Origin of the sequence: Mucilaginibacter aquaedulcis, from assembly GCF_030409325.1 — a bacterium.
Taxonomy (GTDB): domain Bacteria; phylum Bacteroidota; class Bacteroidia; order Sphingobacteriales; family Sphingobacteriaceae; genus Mucilaginibacter; species Mucilaginibacter aquaedulcis.
Map to the genome: position 1 here is coordinate 1974068 of NZ_JAUFPR010000002.1, position 19094 is coordinate 1993161.

General features: G+C 43.7%; 15 protein-coding genes. 5 read left to right on the top strand and 10 right to left on the bottom strand.

Annotated elements, in window-relative coordinates:
• The first annotated feature begins 79 nt into the window (after window positions 1-79).
• Both QWZ01_RS12565 and QWZ01_RS12570 read left to right on the top strand, forming a co-directional pair.
• On the top strand, window positions 80-2479 hold the full coding sequence (locus QWZ01_RS12565; RefSeq protein ID WP_290323684.1) for a PAS domain S-box protein: 2400 nt from the start codon (window positions 80-82) through the stop codon (window positions 2477-2479).
• 303 nt (window positions 2480-2782) lie between these two features.
• On the top strand, window positions 2783-3613 hold the full coding sequence (locus QWZ01_RS12570) for a hypothetical protein (protein ID WP_290323685.1): 831 nt from the start codon (window positions 2783-2785) through the stop codon (window positions 3611-3613).
• Window positions 3614-3666: 53 nt separating this feature from the next.
• Here the strand turns inward: QWZ01_RS12570 and QWZ01_RS12575 are convergent, their stop codons facing one another.
• The 5 genes from QWZ01_RS12575 to mnmE form a co-directional block, all read right to left on the bottom strand.
• Entirely contained in the window at window positions 3667-3873 is a 207-nt protein-coding gene (locus QWZ01_RS12575) for a hypothetical protein (protein ID WP_290323686.1), read from the bottom strand.
• A gap of 63 nt (window positions 3874-3936) precedes the next feature.
• On the bottom strand, window positions 3937-4248 hold the full coding sequence (locus QWZ01_RS12580) for a hypothetical protein (protein ID WP_290323687.1): 312 nt from the start codon (window positions 4246-4248) through the stop codon (window positions 3937-3939).
• 38 nt (window positions 4249-4286) lie between these two features.
• The gene (locus QWZ01_RS12585; RefSeq protein ID WP_290323688.1) at window positions 4287-4529 is read right to left on the bottom strand and encodes a cupin domain-containing protein; all 243 of its coding nucleotides are present in this window, start codon (window positions 4527-4529) and stop codon (window positions 4287-4289) included.
• Window positions 4526-6067: a malate dehydrogenase (quinone) gene (gene mqo / locus QWZ01_RS12590; RefSeq protein WP_353959408.1), complete on the bottom strand. Its 1542-nt coding sequence runs from the start codon at window positions 6065-6067 to the stop codon at window positions 4526-4528. Before mqo ends, QWZ01_RS12585 begins: the two co-directional genes overlap by 4 nt.
• 990 nt (window positions 6068-7057) lie before the next feature.
• A complete protein-coding gene (gene mnmE, locus QWZ01_RS12595) occupies window positions 7058-8449 on the bottom strand; it encodes a tRNA uridine-5-carboxymethylaminomethyl(34) synthesis GTPase MnmE (protein ID WP_290323689.1) in 1392 nt (463 codons plus the stop codon).
• A gap of 462 nt (window positions 8450-8911) precedes the next feature.
• Between mnmE and QWZ01_RS12600 the strand changes: the two genes are divergently transcribed.
• The 3 genes from QWZ01_RS12600 (at window position 8912) to QWZ01_RS12610 (ending at window position 12150) form a co-directional block, all read left to right on the top strand.
• Window positions 8912-9970, top strand: a complete 1059-nt coding sequence (locus QWZ01_RS12600; protein WP_290323690.1) for a nucleoid-associated protein — start codon at window positions 8912-8914, stop codon at window positions 9968-9970.
• 238 nt (window positions 9971-10208) lie between these two features.
• Window positions 10209-10553: a hypothetical protein gene (locus tag QWZ01_RS12605; protein ID WP_290323691.1), complete on the top strand. Its 345-nt coding sequence runs from the start codon at window positions 10209-10211 to the stop codon at window positions 10551-10553.
• Between the two features lie 46 nt (window positions 10554-10599).
• A complete protein-coding gene (locus QWZ01_RS12610) occupies window positions 10600-12150 on the top strand; it encodes a DUF4394 domain-containing protein (RefSeq protein WP_290323692.1) in 1551 nt (516 codons plus the stop codon).
• A gap of 142 nt (window positions 12151-12292) precedes the next feature.
• On the opposite strand, the gene QWZ01_RS12615 is transcribed toward QWZ01_RS12610, so the two are convergent.
• The 5 genes from QWZ01_RS12615 to QWZ01_RS12635 form a co-directional block, all read right to left on the bottom strand.
• The gene (locus QWZ01_RS12615; RefSeq protein ID WP_290323693.1) at window positions 12293-13216 is read right to left on the bottom strand and encodes an HPP family protein; all 924 of its coding nucleotides are present in this window, start codon (window positions 13214-13216) and stop codon (window positions 12293-12295) included.
• Between the two features lie 719 nt (window positions 13217-13935).
• Window positions 13936-15936, bottom strand: coding sequence for a KUP/HAK/KT family potassium transporter (locus tag QWZ01_RS12620; protein ID WP_290323694.1), 2001 nt, complete (start codon window positions 15934-15936; stop codon window positions 13936-13938).
• Window positions 15937-16492: 556 nt separating this feature from the next.
• On the bottom strand, window positions 16493-17356 hold the full coding sequence (locus QWZ01_RS12625; protein ID WP_290323695.1) for a TIGR02757 family protein: 864 nt from the start codon (window positions 17354-17356) through the stop codon (window positions 16493-16495).
• Window positions 17357-17397: 41 nt separating this feature from the next.
• A complete protein-coding gene (locus tag QWZ01_RS12630) occupies window positions 17398-18537 on the bottom strand; it encodes a cystathionine gamma-synthase (RefSeq protein WP_290323696.1) in 1140 nt (379 codons plus the stop codon).
• A gap of 110 nt (window positions 18538-18647) precedes the next feature.
• Window positions 18648-19019 (bottom strand): four helix bundle protein, encoded by a 372-nt coding sequence (locus tag QWZ01_RS12635; protein ID WP_290323697.1) that lies wholly within the window; start codon window positions 19017-19019, stop codon window positions 18648-18650.
• Window positions 19020-19094: the final 75 nt, after the last annotated feature.

A 19094-nucleotide genomic window follows, 5' to 3' on the forward strand; every position in this document is an offset into this window, starting at 1 on the left:
CAACAGCTGTTCATGCACGCTCCTGAGGGAAACAAATTTCGGTTTTCCATGTTTTATCCTCGTCACCCATTTGAAAACCATGACCACTTCGTCCAACATGCCTAACCCGAATCAACAAGCTATTGCCGCCAGCGAGGAACGCCTCAGGGCTTTGGTAACAGCAACTTCTGATGTGATATACAGTTTAAGCGCCGACTGGAGGGTGATGCGTCAACTGGATGGCCGGGGCTTTTTAAAGGATACGGACGAGCCCCTCATAGATTGGCGCTCGAGAAATATCTACACGGACGATTTGGAGATGGTAAACACGGCAATTGAATATGCCATAAATAACAAAGCCATATTTCAGTTGGAACACCGGGTCTGGCGTGCAGATGGCACCGCCGGGTGGACGTTTTCACGGGCAGTTCCTATTCTGAACGATAAAGGAGAAATCATAGAATGGTTTGGGGTAGCGAGTGACATTACGGAACGAAAACAAGCTGAGCGTGCTCTCCTGGAAATGAGAAACCAATCCGAACAGCAACGAAGGATTTACGAAACAATTACATCGACGACACCCGACCTGATGTATGTATTTGACCTTGCTTACCGCTTTACTTATGCCAACAAAGCCTTACTGGCGATGTGGGGTAAAAGCTGGAACAACGCAATTGGCAAAAGCCTGTTAGAAAACGGTTACGAACCCTGGCATGCCGAAATGCATGAAAGAGAGATCGACCAGGTAAAGGAAACCAAACAACCCATTCGGGGAGAGGTATCATTTCCACATGCCACCCTGGGCAAACGGATTTATGATTATATTTTCACGCCTGTACTTGATCAAAACGGTGAAGTAGAGGCCGTGGCTGGCACTACGCGTGATGTTACAGATCGCAAAATGGCAGAAGAACAGCTGGCCAAAAGTGCCGGGGAGCTACAATCAATCAATGAGGAAATGGCGGCTTCAAATGAAGAATTGTCCGTTACCAATGAGGAGCTCTCGGAGGCACAGAGACAATTACAAACCATGATCGAAACACTTGGTAAGATTAATTTGCGTCTTACTGAATCAGAAACGGATTTCAGGCGAATGGTTGAGCAGGCCCCCGTTGCCATACTGGTTTTCCGTGGTCCGGAGCTGGTAGTTGATTTGGCCAATCATGGAATCCTGGAAATTCTGGGCAAAGATAGTACTATAATCGGTCGCCCTTTGTTGGAGGCAATGCCTGAATTGAAGGGTGAGCCGGCTGTAGAACTGCTTTTTGATATCTACCACAAAGGCATTTCTTCGGATGGAAACGAAGTTCCTGTTCGCATGCAGCGAAACGGACAGACAGAAACCCGTTATTTCAATTTCAGTTACCGTCCGTTGAAAGACGGAGATCGTATTATTGGCGTAATGGATGTTGCAGTGGAAGTGACCGAACAGGTGTTGGCAAGGCAAGCTATTGAATGGGGGGAAGAGCAACTACGGCTGGCTATCGATTCTGCAGAATTGGCAACCTGGTATATGGATGCTGATACGAGGGAGTTCATTCCTTCAGCCAGACTAAAGGACTTATTTGGTTTTAAACCTGAAGAAGACATGCCGCTATCAGCAGGAATAGATCAGATTACGGAGCCTTTCCGGGAAATGGTTCGGCAAGCGGTTGAAAATACATTGAGTGCAGGTGCGGCTTATGACGTAGAGTACCAGGTGGAAGGCCTCCGTGATAAAAAGCTTCGCTGGCTTCGTGCGCGTGGCAGGCTATACCAGAACGACCAGCAACCAGCAGGAAGATTCTTTGGTGTGATCGCAGACATTACCGAAAGCAAATTGCAGGATCAACGTAAAGATGATTTTCTAAGTATCGCCAGTCACGAACTAAAAACGCCTTTAACCAGCCTGAAAAGCACGCTCCAACTGCTTGACCGGATGAAAAAAGATTTTACCGCGCCCATCCAGATCAAATTGCTGGATCAGGCCAATCGAAGTATGGAGAAGATTGGTAACCTGATCGATGACCTACTGCAAATCAACCATTTGGATGTAGGTCAGGTCACCTTGCATAAAACCTCGTTCGTCATCGCGGATATGCTGAATAAATGTTGCGGTCATGTACGCATGGCGGGAAAACATAACCTGATATTCCAGGGTGATGAACAGCTTATGGTATATGCTGACGAAAACCGGATCGATCAGATCGTTGTGAATCTCGTCAACAATGCTGTGAAATACGCCGCGGATTCAAAGGATATTTATCTGAATGTGGAGCATATCCCAGGCTTTGCAAAGATCAGTGTCAGGGACACGGGTCCAGGTATCAGTGCTGACAAAATTCCATTTCTGTTTAACCGTTATTACCAGATAGAAACGGAAACTAAGGCATATAGCGGGCTGGGGCTTGGCCTGTACATCTGCGCTGAAATTATAAGGCGGCATAACGGAGATATCGGCGTGGAAACGGCCCCGGGAAGCGGAAGTACATTTTGGTTTACGCTCCCCCTTGAAAAATAGCTAAGGAATTTCCTTAAAAAGCATTCAAAAGTCAAAGTTGTATCATTCCCTTCAATCAACTAAGCTTTGACGATACGGCGATATTTTATCTTTACACTTAAAGTTTGCATGTAAACGTGAGGTCGCAGCCATTCAGTAAAAAAACTATTGATGACATGAAAAATACTGGAAAGTAATACTTTCTGGATATTATATTTTTCTTAATAAACGTAGACTTACTGTACTCACGACAATGAAACTGTTTTTTTGCTTCGCCGAGATATTGCAAAATTTCATAGCTTTATTGAACAGTTAATAATAGCAATGACCCATTTACAAAGATCAGGCTTGATTTACCTATACCTGGTGCCACCAGCGGTTGCAGCCCTTGGATTTGGTATCGGGCAGGTAAATATCTCTTTATACTTATCATTATGGGTAGTTAATATTTGTCTGATGTCAGCTGCCATTTGGCAACTAATTAAACGCCCGTCGAATTTGGCGGAAAAGAAATCAGATGGCTGGACAAATGGTGCGTTGCTTTTGATTATTCCCTGGATGCTATTCTCCATGTTCGCTGGCATGGGGCGGCCACCAACTACTATAGCCGGCTGGGTAGCAACAGCAACTGAGCAACAGGCCAGATTTACCATACTGATTATTGGAGGAATTAGCGGGTTTATGGGTTTCGCTTTACTTAAAGTAAAATTGAACGATCAAAGCGAGCGTTTATATTCTACTTTAGGTTTCGCAGCGTTGACGGTCGCCATCCCATTTTTTTTACTGAATATGACGTTTTGGGGTTTCTACCTTACAGATGCCTTTCGGTACTTTATCACCTTACCGCCCGGTAAAAGGCCAGAATGGTACCCGCCCATCAGAACGTTCTTTTATGTCATTTCCGTAATCGAAGTAGCTTTGATCTACCTTACCACCATTTTATTCGCCATCGCGCTCAAAAAAACGAATATTTTGAGTGATCGCTCCGGCCGTTGGTATATTATTATGGCATCGATCGGTTTGGTGCTGGGGGTATTACCGCCCTCCTCTCCTGAGCCTTTCTCCACGGCCGCTTATCTCTCGGCCGTCCCGGCCATTCCATTTATCATGCCTTATCTCATCGGGGTTCGTTTACTGCGTTATAACAAAAATTAGAAATACGGTGGCTGATCATCTGTAGCATGAAAGAGTAAGAATTTTACTCAACCTTAAAAGATTCCAGCCTGCTTGTGTATCAATCTTTTGACAAAACCATTCCTGGCTAAAAAGGTAGTATCTATAAAATATTGATCATGAAAAAGATAATTTTTAACCGACTGACCGCCATCGCATTGATGACGATCATTTGCTGCGGCTGCGGCGCAAACCGTCATCACGACCATGGTAACCACAGGGACTACGGTCACGACGACCATGAGCACCATAATAACCGGTAGACAAATTGTTATTGAAGATTGTATTTTAAGGATTTTGGTCGTTCAAGGCTGAAATCTCAAAAAATAAAATCTTTTTGGCGTAATTAAGTCATTGTTTCCTGCCAAAATCAAAACGCTTACTACTATTTCAACAACGCCCCCCACTTGCAACCTATCGTGCGCAATTTTTGCAGCGTTGTCATAACTCATTACCGGGCTCAGTGCTGTAACCAACATCAGCGACCTGTCAAGAAGTTCATTGATCCTCGGAAGATTTAGCTCCGTACCCTCCGCAGAGAATATTCTAAATTTCTCGGTGCCGTCGCCAAGGATAGTGGCGGCGTGCAGGAAATTATTGATGATGACCGGCCGCATGGTATTGAGTTCAAAATTACCCTGACTCCCTGCAAAAGCTACAGCACTTCTCCGGGTTGAAGTATAAAGGTTTCACCCGTTAATGTTTCAAACTTCAGGATTCCCGTTATCGTTATCACGTATCTGGGTACAGGATCAGCATGCCAGTCCCAGGAAGAATGAGGATCGGTTTCTTTGAACTGTGTATATTCCGCTTGTACCATAGCATCATTGCTGATGCTACCGGTTTTAACGTGCGAATGTCCGTCATCACCCGTATACAGTAAATATGCCCTAATCATGATGCTATATTGTTGAGTTTTAAAATTTCTGCTGTCTTTCTCCGAACCTCGAGCGTTAGCGATGGATTATCAATCAGCGACTGACCATATGAGGGGATCATTTCTATCAGCTTCGTTCCCCATGTCCCCTCTTTGATCTTTCCGGTAAAGCATCTCTCCAGCACATCCACCATTATCCAGACCGCAGTAGAGGCACCAGGAGATGCGCCGAGCATGGCGATTATACTTTTATCCGATGCGCCAACCAATTCGGTCCGAAATTCTAGCACGCCGCCGTGTACCTGATCTTTTTTGATGATCTGCACACGTTGTCCGGCAACTTCAAGGCGCCAGTCGCCTTCGTTAGCATCAGGAAAAAATTCACGCAGCGCCTTATAACGTTCTTCCTGAGATTCAAGCACCTGGCCTATCAGGTATTTCGTGAGGTCCATATTATCGCGGCCAACGGCAAGCAGCGGGAGAATGTTACCGGGATCAATCGAACCAAAAAGATCCAAATAGGAGCCATGCTTTAAAAACTTAGTTGAAAATCCCGCATAAGGACCGAAAAGAAGCGCCACCTTTCCGTCTATATGGCGCTGATCTAAGTGCGGCACTGACATTGGGGGGGAACCTACAGAGGCTTTACCATAAACTTTGGCTTTGTGGCGCGCTGCGATCTCTTCATTATCACAGCGCAACCAAACACCACTCACCGGAAAGCCAGCATAACCCTTTGCCTCTTTGATGCCTGATTTTTGCAGCAGTGGAAGTGAGCCTCCTCCTGCACCAATAAAAACAAACTTGGCGTGTACGAGGTGCTGGTTGCCGGTGCTTTCATTACGGATGGTGGCATTCCAGCCATTGCCTTCACGCTCCAGGTCCTGAACCCGGTGATTGAAATGGATCTGAATATTGTCTTTGCCTTTTAACGAGTCGAGCAGGATCAATGTCAATGCTCCGTAATCCACATCGGTACCGGTTATCATCCGGGTTGCTGCTACTGGCTCCGCCAGGTCGCGGCCTTCCATAACCAGTGGAATCCACTCTTCTATTATACTTCTATCATCAGAAAACTCCATGCCGTGATACAGCGGATTAGCCGTAAGCGCCTCAAAACGTTTCTTCAAAAAAATTACGTTTTCCGCACCACGGACAAAACTGATGTGCGGAACGGAATGAATAAAATCCTGTGGATCTTTTATCGCCCCTTTTGATACCAGATAAGACCAGAACTGACGTGAAAGATCGAACTCAGTGTTGACATGAAGCGCCTTGGTAATATCGATACAGCCGTCAGCTTTCTGAGGCGTATAATTAAGCTCGCAAAGAGCAGCATGACCCGTGCCTGCGTTGTTCCATGCGTTGGAACTTTCTTCGGCAGGTTTGGCGAGCACTTCATAAATCCTGATCTTTAACTCGGGATCGAGTTCATGAAGCATAACTGCAAGAGTTGCGCTCATAATACCTGCTCCAATAAGCAATACGTCCGGCTTTCCCGCGTTTTGAATAGTTTCTTTCATGGTATTGAGTTTAATGACGATGATAAATGCTGATATTTATTCGTTAACTTTATCGCGAACAGCTTGCATTTATCTATCTTGCAAACTTCCGCCAAAACCTGGCTCACATTCAATCCTTCAATTCTTTTCGCAGCCAGGCATTTTTACTTTTCCGTTCCTTCTTGATACTTTGTATAATATTCAAAACCGTAACACCAAATACTCTGGCCATTCCCTTGTATCTCTGCAACATTTGTTCGAAAATTAAGCCAGTGCCGCCAAAAAAAATAACTTTTCTGCTGCGCTTAATTCACCTTTTCGTGCGCGCATTAAATCTTGAAAGGAAAATGACATCGATAATAAAATAAGGATCCATAAATCAATATTTGGCGTTCGTTTGTTTTACTCCGGGCATGATTCACAAACCCTTCCAATTTATAAACAACTACCAATCAAATAATTAACCTATAGACAAAACAAAAACGATTCGAAATATCGTTTTTAATGCTGTTTGAAAGTTGAAATACCGCTGCATGATCTACGAACCATCCGACAAACCATACAAAAGAATGAAGCTCAGGCCTTCCAAACGAATGTGCGGCACGATACTGACAGCATGGTTGCCAGGCAAAAACATCTACTTCGCGGCAGATCAAATATGAGTTTTCTGATCTGGTTAGTACTTGCTGTTCGATTATTAGTCTTTCCAATATCATTGAAATGTCCCAGTTCATAAATTTATAATCCATGAGATAGCCGGAATGTAGATCAGTGATTCAACAACTGGATAGGAACCTGCGGGGAGACTGCCGCATTTCCGGGTGGTATAGGTATCATAGTAAATGCTTGCGCGACAAATCCATAATAAGTTTAAATAAGCCAAGTGATCTCTCATTTAAAATATGACGAGGTACAAATTTCAGAGTGGGGTACAACTGAGGCAGAAAAATAAACCAATGACAACACAAAGAAAAAACCGCTTTAATCATTGATTAAAAGCGGTTTATCATACTTTATTATATAATGTTTTGTGGGTTTAAATATGGATCACTTGCCGATACAAAACTTACTAAAAATATTTTCCAGTAAATCATCCGTAGTAACTGCACCGGTGATTTCACCAAGGTAGTGGAGAGCCTGTTTGATGTCCATGGATAAAAAGTCGGAGGTTATGCTGCCGTCTATGCCTCCGAGTACCCTGATCAGGGCCTCTTCGGTTTTTTGGAGGGCTTCCAGGTGCCTGATGTTGGTTACCAGCGTTTCGTCGCCGCTTAGTTGATCTTTGATGGCTGTGCTGTAGATATTGCCTTTCAGGTCATCTATATGCAGCTTTTCCCTGGCCGAAATAAAGATAGTTTGTGTTTCAGGTAAGCCTGAGTTTTTAAAGAACGTTTTAATGCTTTCCGCTTTAATTTCCTGGTTCAGCAGATCCATCTTGTTAGCTACCATTAGCATGGCTACACCTGGTTTTTGCAGGCTATCTAAATCGTTTTTAAGCTCTTCGGGGGTTATTTCCTCGGCATCAAAAACATAAATGAGCAGGGCCGACTGGCTTATTTTTTCCATGGTTCGCTGTACCCCTATCTGTTCTATGGTGTCTGTGGCTTCACGGATACCGGCGGTATCTATCAGCCTGAAGTTGATTCCTTGAATATTCAGCACCTCCTCAATAGTATCACGCGTAGTACCCGGGATATGGCTCACAATGGCTCTTTCCTCGTTTAGCAATGCATTCAGCAAGGTTGACTTCCCAGCATTTGGCCGGCCTGCTATTACGGTATTAACGCCCTGTTTTATGGCGTTACCCAACTCAAACGACTGTATCAGTCTGCCAATAATGTGGGTAATATCCACTATCAATTGTTTCAGTTGATCGCGGTTGGCAAACTCCACATCCTCCTCGGCAAAATCAAGTTCCAGTTCAATAAGCGATGCAAAGTTTACCAGTTGCTCGCGCAAGGTTTGCAGTTGATTACTGAACCCGCCCCTCAATTGCTGCAGGGCCACCTGCTGCGATGCTTTGGAATTGGAGGCGATGAGATCGGCTACGGCTTCGGCTTGTGATAGGTCGAGCTGGCCGTTTAGGAATGCTCTTAAGGTAAACTCGCCCGGTTTGGCAGAGCGGGCACCTTTTTTTATGAACAGTTTAATAATGCTCTCTACAATATAGGCCGAGGCATGGCATGATATTTCCACCACGTTTTCGCGGGTATATGAGCGCGGTGCCACAAACAACGAGGCAAGTACCTCATCCAGAATAAGCTCCCCATCTACAATATTACCAAAATGTATGGTATGCGATTGCTGTTTGGTGAGATCCTTCCCTTTCCAAACGCTGTTGGCAATAGTTATGGCATCCGGGCCCGAAAGGCGGATCACCGCTATGGCGCCTATTCCGTTAGGGGTGGCAAGGGCTACTATGGTTTCGTTGTTTGTCATTTGTTATTATTAATTGAGCTTTGGTCATTTGCATGAACCAGCGCAAAAATAACACAAATAAATATGAACTGATTTTGGAGCGGTAATGCTTTACTCCTATCTGACTTTTTAAAGTTCTGTTTTAACCAAATCCAGCCCTAAAAATTATCGTTTTTGATCAAAATCTTTTAAAAAATGGGTGTTTTATAACGTTTTAACGCTTTTATCGTCGAAAAACATTCGTTTATTTTACTTTAAAAAGATACAACAAACTGATTATCAAATAACTATTTAGAATTTGCAATATAAATCGCTTTTCCCCATTAACTCAACAGCCCGGCTTTCCTGTTTTAAGGAGCTGGGCTGTTGAGTTAACATAAATATACGAATTTTTAATCGAAGCATCGGCATTAAAGCTTCAGCGCCCATCAATTCAAATCAACTATTGAACCCAGCAACAAAACCCCTACCTTAGCGGCAATTATGGTAACTTTTTTTGAAGCTTCGCTCGATACTATTTCGGTTCATCATGTGGGTAACCCAACACAGGAAGAAATGTATGCCCTGTCTGACCATCCACTGGAACTGAAAGACGAGATTATCCCTAACCTGCTCATGCAATACTTTTTAAAGCCGTTTGAAAAAGTAAACGAGGTTTACCACCTTATGCATAGCAGCGGCGACCTTAACCTGAACGAGATTCATTATTTTGCTACTCAGGTATTTGAGGATAAGGAAAAATTTCAGGAAGCATCCGAAAAAATTGCCAAGCACCTGTACAAAACAACCACCCACCCCAACATCAAAGGCGGCGAACTGTATGTGGTTTACTTTAACCAGGTACAAATTGAGGGCAATCCGCTTGATGCTATCGGTATTTTTAAATCAGAAAATAAAGAAACCTACCTGAAGGTTTATCCCGACAAAGGCGGTTTCCAGGTTGATTATGAGCAGGAAGCCATCAACATCAATAAACTGGATAAGGGTGTGCTTATCTTCAATATCGAAAAAGAGAATGGTTACAAGATAGTGGTGATTGATAAAACCAACGGAGGTCAGGATGCTGCCGTTTACTGGAAGGATGAGTTTTTACAGCTCCGCATCCGTAATGATAGCTTTAACCAAACCAACAATACCCTGGGCATCTACAAAAACTTCGTAACCCAAAAACTTGATGATGAGTTTGAAATGAGCAAGGCCGATAAGATAGACCTGCTGAACCGATCGATGAAGTACTTTAAGGAAAAGGAAACGTTTGACATCGACGAGTTCTCAAACGAGGTGATCGGCAACCCCGACGCTATTGAATCATTCAAAACCTTCAAAAACCAGTACGAGCAGGAGTTTGACAGTCCCATAGCTAATACTTTCGAAATTTCAGGCAATGCCGTAAAGAAACAGGCCCGCGATTATAAAAGCGTGCTTAAGCTCGATAAAAACTTCCACATCTATATTCATGGCGATAAAGAGCTCATTGAAAAAGGCTTTGACGATGGCCGCGCCATGAATTATTACAAAGTTTATTTTAAGGAAGAAGCGTAGGGATTGGTGAGTTATTAAAAAGTACTTGTCATCCTGAGTTTAAAAATTGAGGTACTATAAAGGTGAAATATCATTATGCTACTAAACCAACAAGCTGAATATATCTGTGAGTCATTTAAACAGCAGAATAGATGTTTCACTCAGTTCAGCATGACAAATGAGGTGGTTAAACACACTTTATAAAACTACGCCACTGATAATTACGTAACTACCGGTAACAATCAATTATTGCCGGTAAATGATACTCCTATTAAAGCATCATTATTTACGTAACCTCACCTGTATCTTTTTGATACTACTGATAGGCTGCAAAGTAATTTTGCCGGTATGCATTAACTTTAAAACTGTTACAAAGGTACTTTCAATATTACCCGAAACAGACGACGGAGAAAAAAAGGCCGAAACACCATCACAGTTAGAAAAGGAGAAGGAGTTTGTAGGTATACCTGCGGCCGTTTCCGCTAACCATATTGGTTACACCATTATCATTCATCTTACCGCTTATCATAATAATTACCAGTCGTCATACTTCTTAAAGTTCACCTCCCCTCCACCCGATTTTTATTTACAACCCACTGTATAACTCACGCCCCCGGGGGCTATTACAACATTGTAAATAAAAATTTCTCATGAAAACATTTAATCTTGTATCCAGGTTGGGCATGGTATGCGCAGCTATCATTATTTCGTTATCCTTATCCTGCAAAAAAGACAGGAACAACAATAATAATAACAACAACAATCCGGACACAGACATTGCCGGGCCAGATATTACTTTCTTCGCCTTAACAAACGATAGTCGCTTGCTTACCCTTAATGCGAAAAACGCATCGTCAATTATTGCTACGGCAAGCATTACGGGCCTGCAAACCGGCGAAACCATATTAGGTATCGATTTCAGGCCAGCCACAGGGCAGCTTTATGGTATAGGCAGTACCAGCCGTATTTATATTATTGATACAAAAACAGGTGCAGCCCGTACGGTTGGCAGCACACCATTTACTCCCACCCTAACTACTACGGCAAAAACTGCAGGGTTTGATTTCAACCCTACGGTTGATCGCATTCGTTATGTGGGCAGTGATGGCCAAAACTTACGCTTTAATCCTGAAACAGGTACGGTTGCCGTTACTGATGGTATTATAAACGGTGTAGCCAATGCCAGCGTTGGCGCGGTAGCTTATACACAAAACCGCGCGGGTGCGGGTACAACTGTATTGTTTGACATTGATATATCTACCGATAAACTATACAGGCAAGACCCGCCTAACGACGGCAAACTAACCGAAGTGGGCTCCCTAACCATAAATGCCGAAGCATCAAGCGGGTTTGATATCAGCCCTGATGGTTCATCGGCCCTGGCTGCGCTTACCGTAGCAGGCAAAACCGGTTTATACAGTATTGACATGGCTACAGGTAAGGCCACAAAAATAAAGAATGATTTGCCGGCAGGTGTTACCGGCCTTGCTATCCCAACAGAACCTGTAGCCTTTGCTGTAAGTACTAATAACGAGCTGGTAATTTTTAATCCCGCTAATCCATCGCCGGTTATTAAGCCTTTTACGGGTATAGCTGCGGGCGAAAGCATTTTGGGCATTGATTTCAGGCCGGCAAATGGACAGCTGTATGCCTTGGGTAGCACCAGCAAGTTATATACTATAAATGCTTCGTCGGGCGTAGCAGCGGCAGTAGGTACCACATCGTTTTCAACAGTATTATCCGGTACCGATTTTGGTTTTGATTTTAATCCTACGGTTGATAGGATACGTGTGGTAAGCAATACCGGACAAAATTTAAGAATTAACCCTAATGATGGTTTAGTAGCCGCTGTAGACGGGGCCTTAACTCCTGGCACAATATCCATATCCGGTGTGGCATATACCAACAACTTTGCTGGTGCAACAACAACCATGTTATTTGATATTGATGCACAAGCCGGGCGATTATACAGTCAAAACCCACCTAATAATGGCGTATTGGTTGATGTTGGTGCGCTTGGCATCACCGCTGATGCCACCAACGGCTTTGATATTGGCAGTAACAGCGGCATTGCATACGCTTTATTAACTGTTGGAGGGGTAACTAAAGTTTATACCATAGACCTACAAACCGGCGCTGCAACAGCAGGTGCAACGCTTAGCGCCAATGTAAAAGGATTTACAGTTGGTTTAGGATTTTAACACCCGGCGTTATCATTTGATTTTGAGGCGAAATAAGCTTTTCACGGAAACAGCCAAGCTTTTCCTGGTTTAGGAAAAGGTTCATTTAATCGCTAAATCAGTTCCTTGCACTCGCAAGTATAGAGTGCAAGGAGCTGATTCTTTACCTGCTTTTTTGCAAAAATCCGGCAAACAGCTGATCTTTAAGCTTGATGTTTTTGTATAGGCAAACGATACCCAGTACAAGTGTAGCCATGGTGAGCACCTGCCAGTGAAAATATTTATGCGATGTGCTGTTATGCAGCACCATTGGTAATAATGCCATAGCATATGCAGGAGGCAGTTTAAATGACAGCAAACGTAGCGTAAGGGTCACCAGTATAATATCAACTAAAGCAGCCAGAAGCAAGTTGTTTAAAAAGTATAAACTTTGGGTGCCAATGTAAGCGGCTAAGAACAGACAGATTACCTGCTTATAAAACATTTTAAATGTATACTCTTTTTTATGTACCGACTCATAGCCCACAACAATAACGGGTGGTATAGCGGCTATAAACATCCATCCATTTTGTGAACATATTAATATCCAGATCGATATAAAAGCCAGATACAAAATATGATCTTTAGGTTTTTGCGCACTTGAACCTGGCAATACCTGCGGCATTCCTTTTTTGAACCGTAGGCCCTGGTAAAGTATAAATGTAAGCGCCAGGATAGCAAAAATAAAAGAAACAGAGGTAGCGTTGGTTATAACCGGCAATAAGCCGGTTGCCAGTGCCGGGGCCAGGGTGCTCTTAAACAGCAGGAGAACGATCCATATAAATGACAATGCCAATATAAGTTTCGGAGCCATGCCAATATCTAATTTATTGATTAAAAAGCCCCCAACTGCGGTTATTGAGGGTAAAAGGAAGATATGAAACGGTTTGGCAACCCAGCCCGGATGTTCATATATGAGGCAGCCTACGGCCAATGCTGCCATTTCAGGGAGTATGATTTCTTTCTGACCGAAAAAAAGTGAAGCCCCTATCATAATGAATATCAACGCATAACCCTGTATGCTTTTAAACGACAGAATTTTTTTCATATTCGCAATTTTACCGCGTAACGGGTGCGAATTTAATCATCAAACAGCTATATTACCCTACTTATTGTTAGTTATGACCCTTATCAGACTAAAGATATGATAAGCGGCTCCGATTTAAATAGTTTTAACTTAAAGTCCCCCTCGCTCAGAAAGGGGGAGCTTTAAGTGTTCGAAGAAATAAAATCAAAAAAAGGTTGTCATTTTGACGAACAAGGATTGGGCAGTGTGTTGGGGTAAGGAGAAATCTTATACGCTATGCCTCACAGGATTGCCATGTGTACAAGATTTCTCCTCGTTCCTCGTCGAAATGACAACTTCTTTTGTTTTGAGCCGTACCACGAATCAGTTATTGATGATAATAGCATAGGTGTTTGGAAGATTTTTTAATTCCCTCCCTTGGAAGGGCGCGATGCGGTTGTGTAGTAGCAGGGAGGGGTGCTCTATGCGCCACTTCATGGAATAACCTCGCCCTGTGAAACCCCTCCCTACCCTTCCCAATAGAGGGAATCGCACGCCCCCCACTTTTTTTGTTTCTTCCGAACTCCTACCTTACTTGCGCTCGTTTACAACGAGTGCTTCATATGGGTTAACGTTTAAAACGTTAACCCATATGAAGCACTAAAAATCGAAGCGATACAATCGCTCCTCCTCTTGAAGCACTCGTTACAAACGAGCGCAAGTGAGTTATTCTTTAATTCAATAAATTCTGGTTCAGGCAATTAATCTACCTCTGCAAAACTTCTTAATTCAAAACCTACCGGCTCTACCCTTTTTAAGTGCAGGTTATTTACCGGTTTTACCACCAGCGGTATTTTCTCAATACGGGTTTCGCTGGTATCAAGGCCAAAGGCTTTGGCTTCTGACTGGGCCAGCTTTTTAATGGCGAAGTAACTGTTCAATATAAATGCTTCCGACACGCTGAACAGGTTATTATACGATAAGAATTTCTCCATGATCACAAACCTGAAATCGGCCGCAATGCCATACCTGTTCAATGATTCGTATTGACTGGTAATATCAATTTCCTTGCGTTTCACCATATCTTCCACCACATTCCTAAACAGCACATTCACCCTTGGCTGTATCCTGAATCCCAGCCGGTATTCAATACGGATCACCTTGCCCGGTTCAATCTGCTCTACACTGTACTCCATGGTGTAAGGCTCGTCCGTGCGTTCAATATGTACAAACCAGTAGGTATCGGCACGTTTAGGGCGGCGACTCATAATGGAGTAAATGATCTTTTCCTCTATCTGTTTGGCGTTATTAGCCTTGGTTAAATAAATCAGGTGCGTAGCGTACTTGTTAACCGTGGTATCGGCGCTCAGGGCGTTCAGCAATGGAATTTGTTCCTTAATATCAATAAAGTTCAGGAAACGGTTGTTGATTTTACGGGCCTTATACCAGATGTACATGGTAAATATTAAACCAACCTCAAAACCCACGAAAAACAGCCTTTTTAATATTTTAACGGCATTAGCCACGAAAAACGAAAACTCAACCGATAAAAACACACACAGTATAATGGTAACCAGCCATACCGGCCAGTGCTTTACATAGCGCATAAAGTAGTACATTAAAATGGTGGTGCTGAGCATGGCTATGGTGATACTAAAACCGTAAGCCGCTGTCATAGCGCTGGATGTTTTGAAGTACATGGATACCAGGATACAGCCCGCGCACAAGATCCAGTTAATACTTGGGATGTAAATCTGCCCGCGAATGTTTGAGGGGTATTTAATAGTGATACGCGGCCAAAAGTTCATGCTCACCGCCTCGCTGATGAGGGTGAACGAGCCGCTGATTAGTGCCTGGCTGGCAATAATGGTGGCTAATGTGGCCAAGGCTATGCTGGGTAGTAAAAAAGCGTGCGGCACTATCTCAAAGAAAGGATTAACACCGGTAAAATCCTTACCCGCTGTTTGCGACAATACCCATGCGCCCTGCCCGAGATAGTTGAGGATGAGCGTGGTTTTTACAAATATCCAGCTTACCTGGATATTTTTGCGGCCACAGTGGCCCAGGTCGGAGTATAGAGCTTCGGCACCGGTGGTACATAAAAACACCGCGCCCAAAAGCCAGAAACCTTTAGGATGATCCATCAGCAATCGTGCGCCATAGTATGGGTTTAAGGCCTTAAATATGGATGGGTAATGTACCACCTGCATGGTGCCCACAACACCCAACATAATAAACCACATCAGCATCACCGGTCCAAATGCCGAGCCAACTACCTTGGTGCCAAACTGCTGAAAAAAGAACAGCAGGATAATAATGCTAATCACAATAATAAGGATGAGGCTGTTACCGGGGATGATCACATGTGAAAAGGCAGGCACCAGGTTTAATCCCTCAATAGCCGAGGTTACCGAAATTGGTGGCGTAATAATACCATCGGCCAGTAAAGTGCCTGCGCCAATAATAGCCGGAATGGCCAGCCATTTGCCATAGCGCCTTACCAGCGCGTACAATGAAAATATACCCCCCTCGCCTTTGTTATCGGCCTGCAGGGTAATTACAATGTATTTAAAAGTGGTTTGCAGGGTGAGTGTCCAGAAAATACAGGATATAGAGCCCAGCACGAGGGCCGGGTTAACCTTACCGCCCTCAACCAGCAGAGTTTGAAAAACATACAGGGGGGATGTACCAATATCGCCAAAAATAATACCGAGGGTAACGATCATACCCGCGAAAGTGAGTTGCTTAACGTGCGAATTCATTTAATAAGTATAAACTAATAGGGGATTTATAAACCGGTATTGCAGCTGCTCTGAAAGTTTTGCCACATACTTTAAAGTTTTGGCGGTAGCAATAAGGAACAATAACAGTAAACATTGATTTTGATTAACAAAAACAGCTACCCAATAGCTATGCCCCTATTGCTAAAATTTTGTTAATTAACTTATATATAACTATTTAAATAAAAATACCAATTGAATCAAAATGATAAAACCTATCATTTTGATAGGTTTTATCATTTTGATAATTAAGGAAAAACATAGACTCACCCTGGCATCGCTTCGCTTGCCATCCCTCTCTTCGCCTGAGGCGGAAAGAGGGAAACTCAAAGACGTTATTGTGAGGTACGAAGCAATCTCTATGTTATACAGAGTGAATAGCTAAATAGTAAATCCATTAAATTGCCTGTGTAGAGATTGCCTTGTTCTTCGCAATGACGCGAGGAGACAAGAAATTTTCTTACCTTCTTTCCAGCGAAGCTGATGAGAGCGTCTACAAGCGCAGCGATGTCGGGGTGAGTAGTTGACAGTGTGATATTTAAAACTGCACGCCCCAGCGTTCTTCAATGCCTAAGCCAAAGAGGGCGAAATCATACTTTACCGGGTCGAGGGGATCAAATTGGCGCAGGCGGTCGGTGAGTTCGAGGGCGGTTTGCCAGTCGGTTTGTTTACGGTTGATGAGCAGGAGTTTGCGCGAAACCCTATCCACATGCAGATCAAGCGGACAGATCAGATCGGCAGGTGTAATGCGGTTCCAGATGCCGAAATCAACCCCGCAATCGTCTTTACGCACCATCCAGCGCAGAAACATATTCAAGCGCTTACAGGTAGATTTTTGCGATGGCGACGACACGTGCTTCATGGTACGGTGCGGAAAATCGGGCAGGGAAAAGAAATAGGAACGAAAATGGTTGAGAGCATGTTCTACAGCCCCCCGGCCCCCTAAATGGGGAGTTTCTTGACTTGCTTTTAATTCCCCCTTTAGGGAACTGGGGGGCGACATAAACGCATCCTCCAATGATTCAAACCTTTCGTAATGCTGCCTGAAAAAGGCTATAAAGTATAGCGTATCAATATCGTTAAAAGTGCGGTGCTTAAAGCTGAGCAGTTTTTTCAGGTCGGGCTCCTCATGGTTGATGATAAAATCATAAGGCGCGCCATCCATCAAGGTAATGAGTTCCTTACATTTTTTGATGATGGTAACACGCTGCCCCCAGGCCAGCGTAGCTGCCCAAAAGCCCATGATCTCGATGTCCTGCTTTTTAGTAAACAGGTGTGGTATCGAAATCGGGTCGTTCTCAATAAACTCAGGGCGATTGTATTGGGCAACTTTAGCGTCGAGGAAGGACTTAAGCCCCCCAGCCCCCTGAAGGGGGAGCTCTTGATTAGCGTCTTTTAACATAAATATGCATTATACCCTCCCCCTTTAGGGGGTCGGGGGGCTCAGCTTAAGGCTTGTTTCAAATCCTCCAGCAAGTCCTCAATATCTTCAACACCAACGCTCAGGCGCAGCAGGTTATCTACAACCCCGGCTTTTTCGCGCTCGGCTTTGGGGATAGAGCCATGGGTCATGCTTACCGGGTGATTGATCAATGATTCTACACCTCCTAATGACTCGGCCAATGAAAATACTTTAAATGACGACGCGATGCGGAACGTCTCCTGCAGATCGGCACCTTTCAGTACAATGCTGATCATGCCGCCAAAATCACGCATTTGCCTTTTAGCCACCTCATGGTTAGGATGATCGGTAAAGCCCGGCCAGTATATTTTCTCTACCTTAGGATGTGTTTTCAGGAACTCAGCAATCTGCCTGCCGTTCTCGCAATGGGCTTTCATGCGCAGGTGCAGGGTTTTGATGCCGCGCAGCACCAGGAAGCTATCCATAGGCCCCGGTGTAGCACCGCAGGCATTATAAATGAACCATAGTCTTTTGTACAGATCCTCGTCGTTCAACATCAAGGCCCCCATCACTACGTCAGAGTGACCTCCGATGTACTTGGTTACCGAGTGCATCACCACATCAGCACCCAGATCAATAGGGTTTTGCAGGTATGGGGAAGCAAAGGTATTATCTACTACAAAAAGCAGGTTTTTCTCTTTGGTTATTTTACCAATAGCCTCAATATCCACCACTTGCATAGTGGGGTTGGTAGGTGTTTCAATCCAAACCAGCTTGGTTTTATCGTTGGTATACTCGCGGATGATCTCCGGGTTTGACAGGTCAAGGAAATGAAACTTGATGCCGTAGTTGGCAAATATCTTGGTAAAGATACGGTACGAACCACCATAAAGGTCGTTTCCGGTAATTACCTCATCGCCCGGGGCAAGTAGTTTCATTACAGCATCAGTAGCACCCATACCGCTCGAAAAAGCAAGGCCGAATTTGGCATTTTCCAACGCAGCCAAACAATCTTCCAGCGCTTTGCGGGTTGGGTTGGTACCACGTGAGTACTCGTACCCCTTATTATCGCCCGGCGATTTTTGCCAGTAGGTTGAGGTCTGGTATATCGGCGTCATGATGGCGCCTGTAGTTGGATCGGGCTCCTGCCCGGCGTGTATTGCTTTAGTTGCGAATTTCATGGGTTTGGTGAGTGGTTGATTGAGTTAAGTGGTGAATGGTTCTTGTATGGTTGGCAGATGGGTAAATGGCTACTGTTTAATAACTACTCACTTAATCAACCATTTACCAATTAACTAACTTCCCCCTTTTTATTTTTTAAATATTGAATGTAACCATTTATTAATTTCAAACAGCTTTCGTATTCAGTTTGAAACGATTGTAAAATTTCTTCGGTGATCATTTTCTCATCAAAAGCGATGATCAAATGATCAAGCGTTTCTGTTAATGAACCTCTGGCCATTATACAAAATCGGATGTTATCCTGATAATGAAAGCGCCCATGTCCCTCGGCTAAATTGTTGCCAATAGAACGTGATGAACGTATGATCTGGTCTGTCAATCTAAACTTTTCTTCAACAGGAAACTTTTGAACCAAATCTGAAATCAAAATCCTTATTTTCCGCGCATATTTCCATGTTTCTAATTCAGTGAACGAGGCCATGTATAGTCAATTGGTAATTGTTAGTATCTAATCATTAAAATGTATTTTCAGCTAAAAACCACTCACCACTTAACC

Excerpts from the sequence above, each read along its gene's own strand:
- QWZ01_RS12565 (WP_290323684.1), top strand. The coding sequence starts at position 80 with ATGACCACTTCGTCCAACATGCCTAACCCGAATCAACAAGCTATTGCC.
- QWZ01_RS12605 (WP_290323691.1), top strand. The coding sequence starts at position 10,209 with ATGATACTCCTATTAAAGCATCATTATTTACGTAACCTCACCTGTATC.
- mnmE (WP_290323689.1), bottom strand. The coding sequence starts at position 8,449 with ATGACAAACAACGAAACCATAGTAGCCCTTGCCACCCCTAACGGAATA.
- QWZ01_RS12600 (WP_290323690.1), top strand. The coding sequence starts at position 8,912 with ATGGTAACTTTTTTTGAAGCTTCGCTCGATACTATTTCGGTTCATCAT.
- QWZ01_RS12630 (WP_290323696.1), bottom strand. The coding sequence starts at position 18,537 with ATGAAATTCGCAACTAAAGCAATACACGCCGGGCAGGAGCCCGATCCA.
- QWZ01_RS12570 (WP_290323685.1), top strand. The coding sequence starts at position 2,783 with ATGACCCATTTACAAAGATCAGGCTTGATTTACCTATACCTGGTGCCA.
- QWZ01_RS12610 (WP_290323692.1), top strand. The coding sequence starts at position 10,600 with ATGAAAACATTTAATCTTGTATCCAGGTTGGGCATGGTATGCGCAGCT.
- QWZ01_RS12625 (WP_290323695.1), bottom strand. The coding sequence starts at position 17,356 with ATGTTAAAAGACGCTAATCAAGAGCTCCCCCTTCAGGGGGCTGGGGGG.
- QWZ01_RS12580 (WP_290323687.1), bottom strand. The coding sequence starts at position 4,248 with ATGCGGCCGGTCATCATCAATAATTTCCTGCACGCCGCCACTATCCTT.
- QWZ01_RS12575 (WP_290323686.1), bottom strand. The coding sequence starts at position 3,873 with ATGGTCGTCGTGACCGTAGTCCCTGTGGTTACCATGGTCGTGATGACG.
- QWZ01_RS12615 (WP_290323693.1), bottom strand. The coding sequence starts at position 13,216 with ATGAAAAAAATTCTGTCGTTTAAAAGCATACAGGGTTATGCGTTGATA.
- QWZ01_RS12635 (WP_290323697.1), bottom strand. The coding sequence starts at position 19,019 with ATGGCCTCGTTCACTGAATTAGAAACATGGAAATATGCGCGGAAAATA.
- QWZ01_RS12620 (WP_290323694.1), bottom strand. The coding sequence starts at position 15,936 with ATGAATTCGCACGTTAAGCAACTCACTTTCGCGGGTATGATCGTTACC.
- QWZ01_RS12585 (WP_290323688.1), bottom strand. The coding sequence starts at position 4,529 with ATGATTAGGGCATATTTACTGTATACGGGTGATGACGGACATTCGCAC.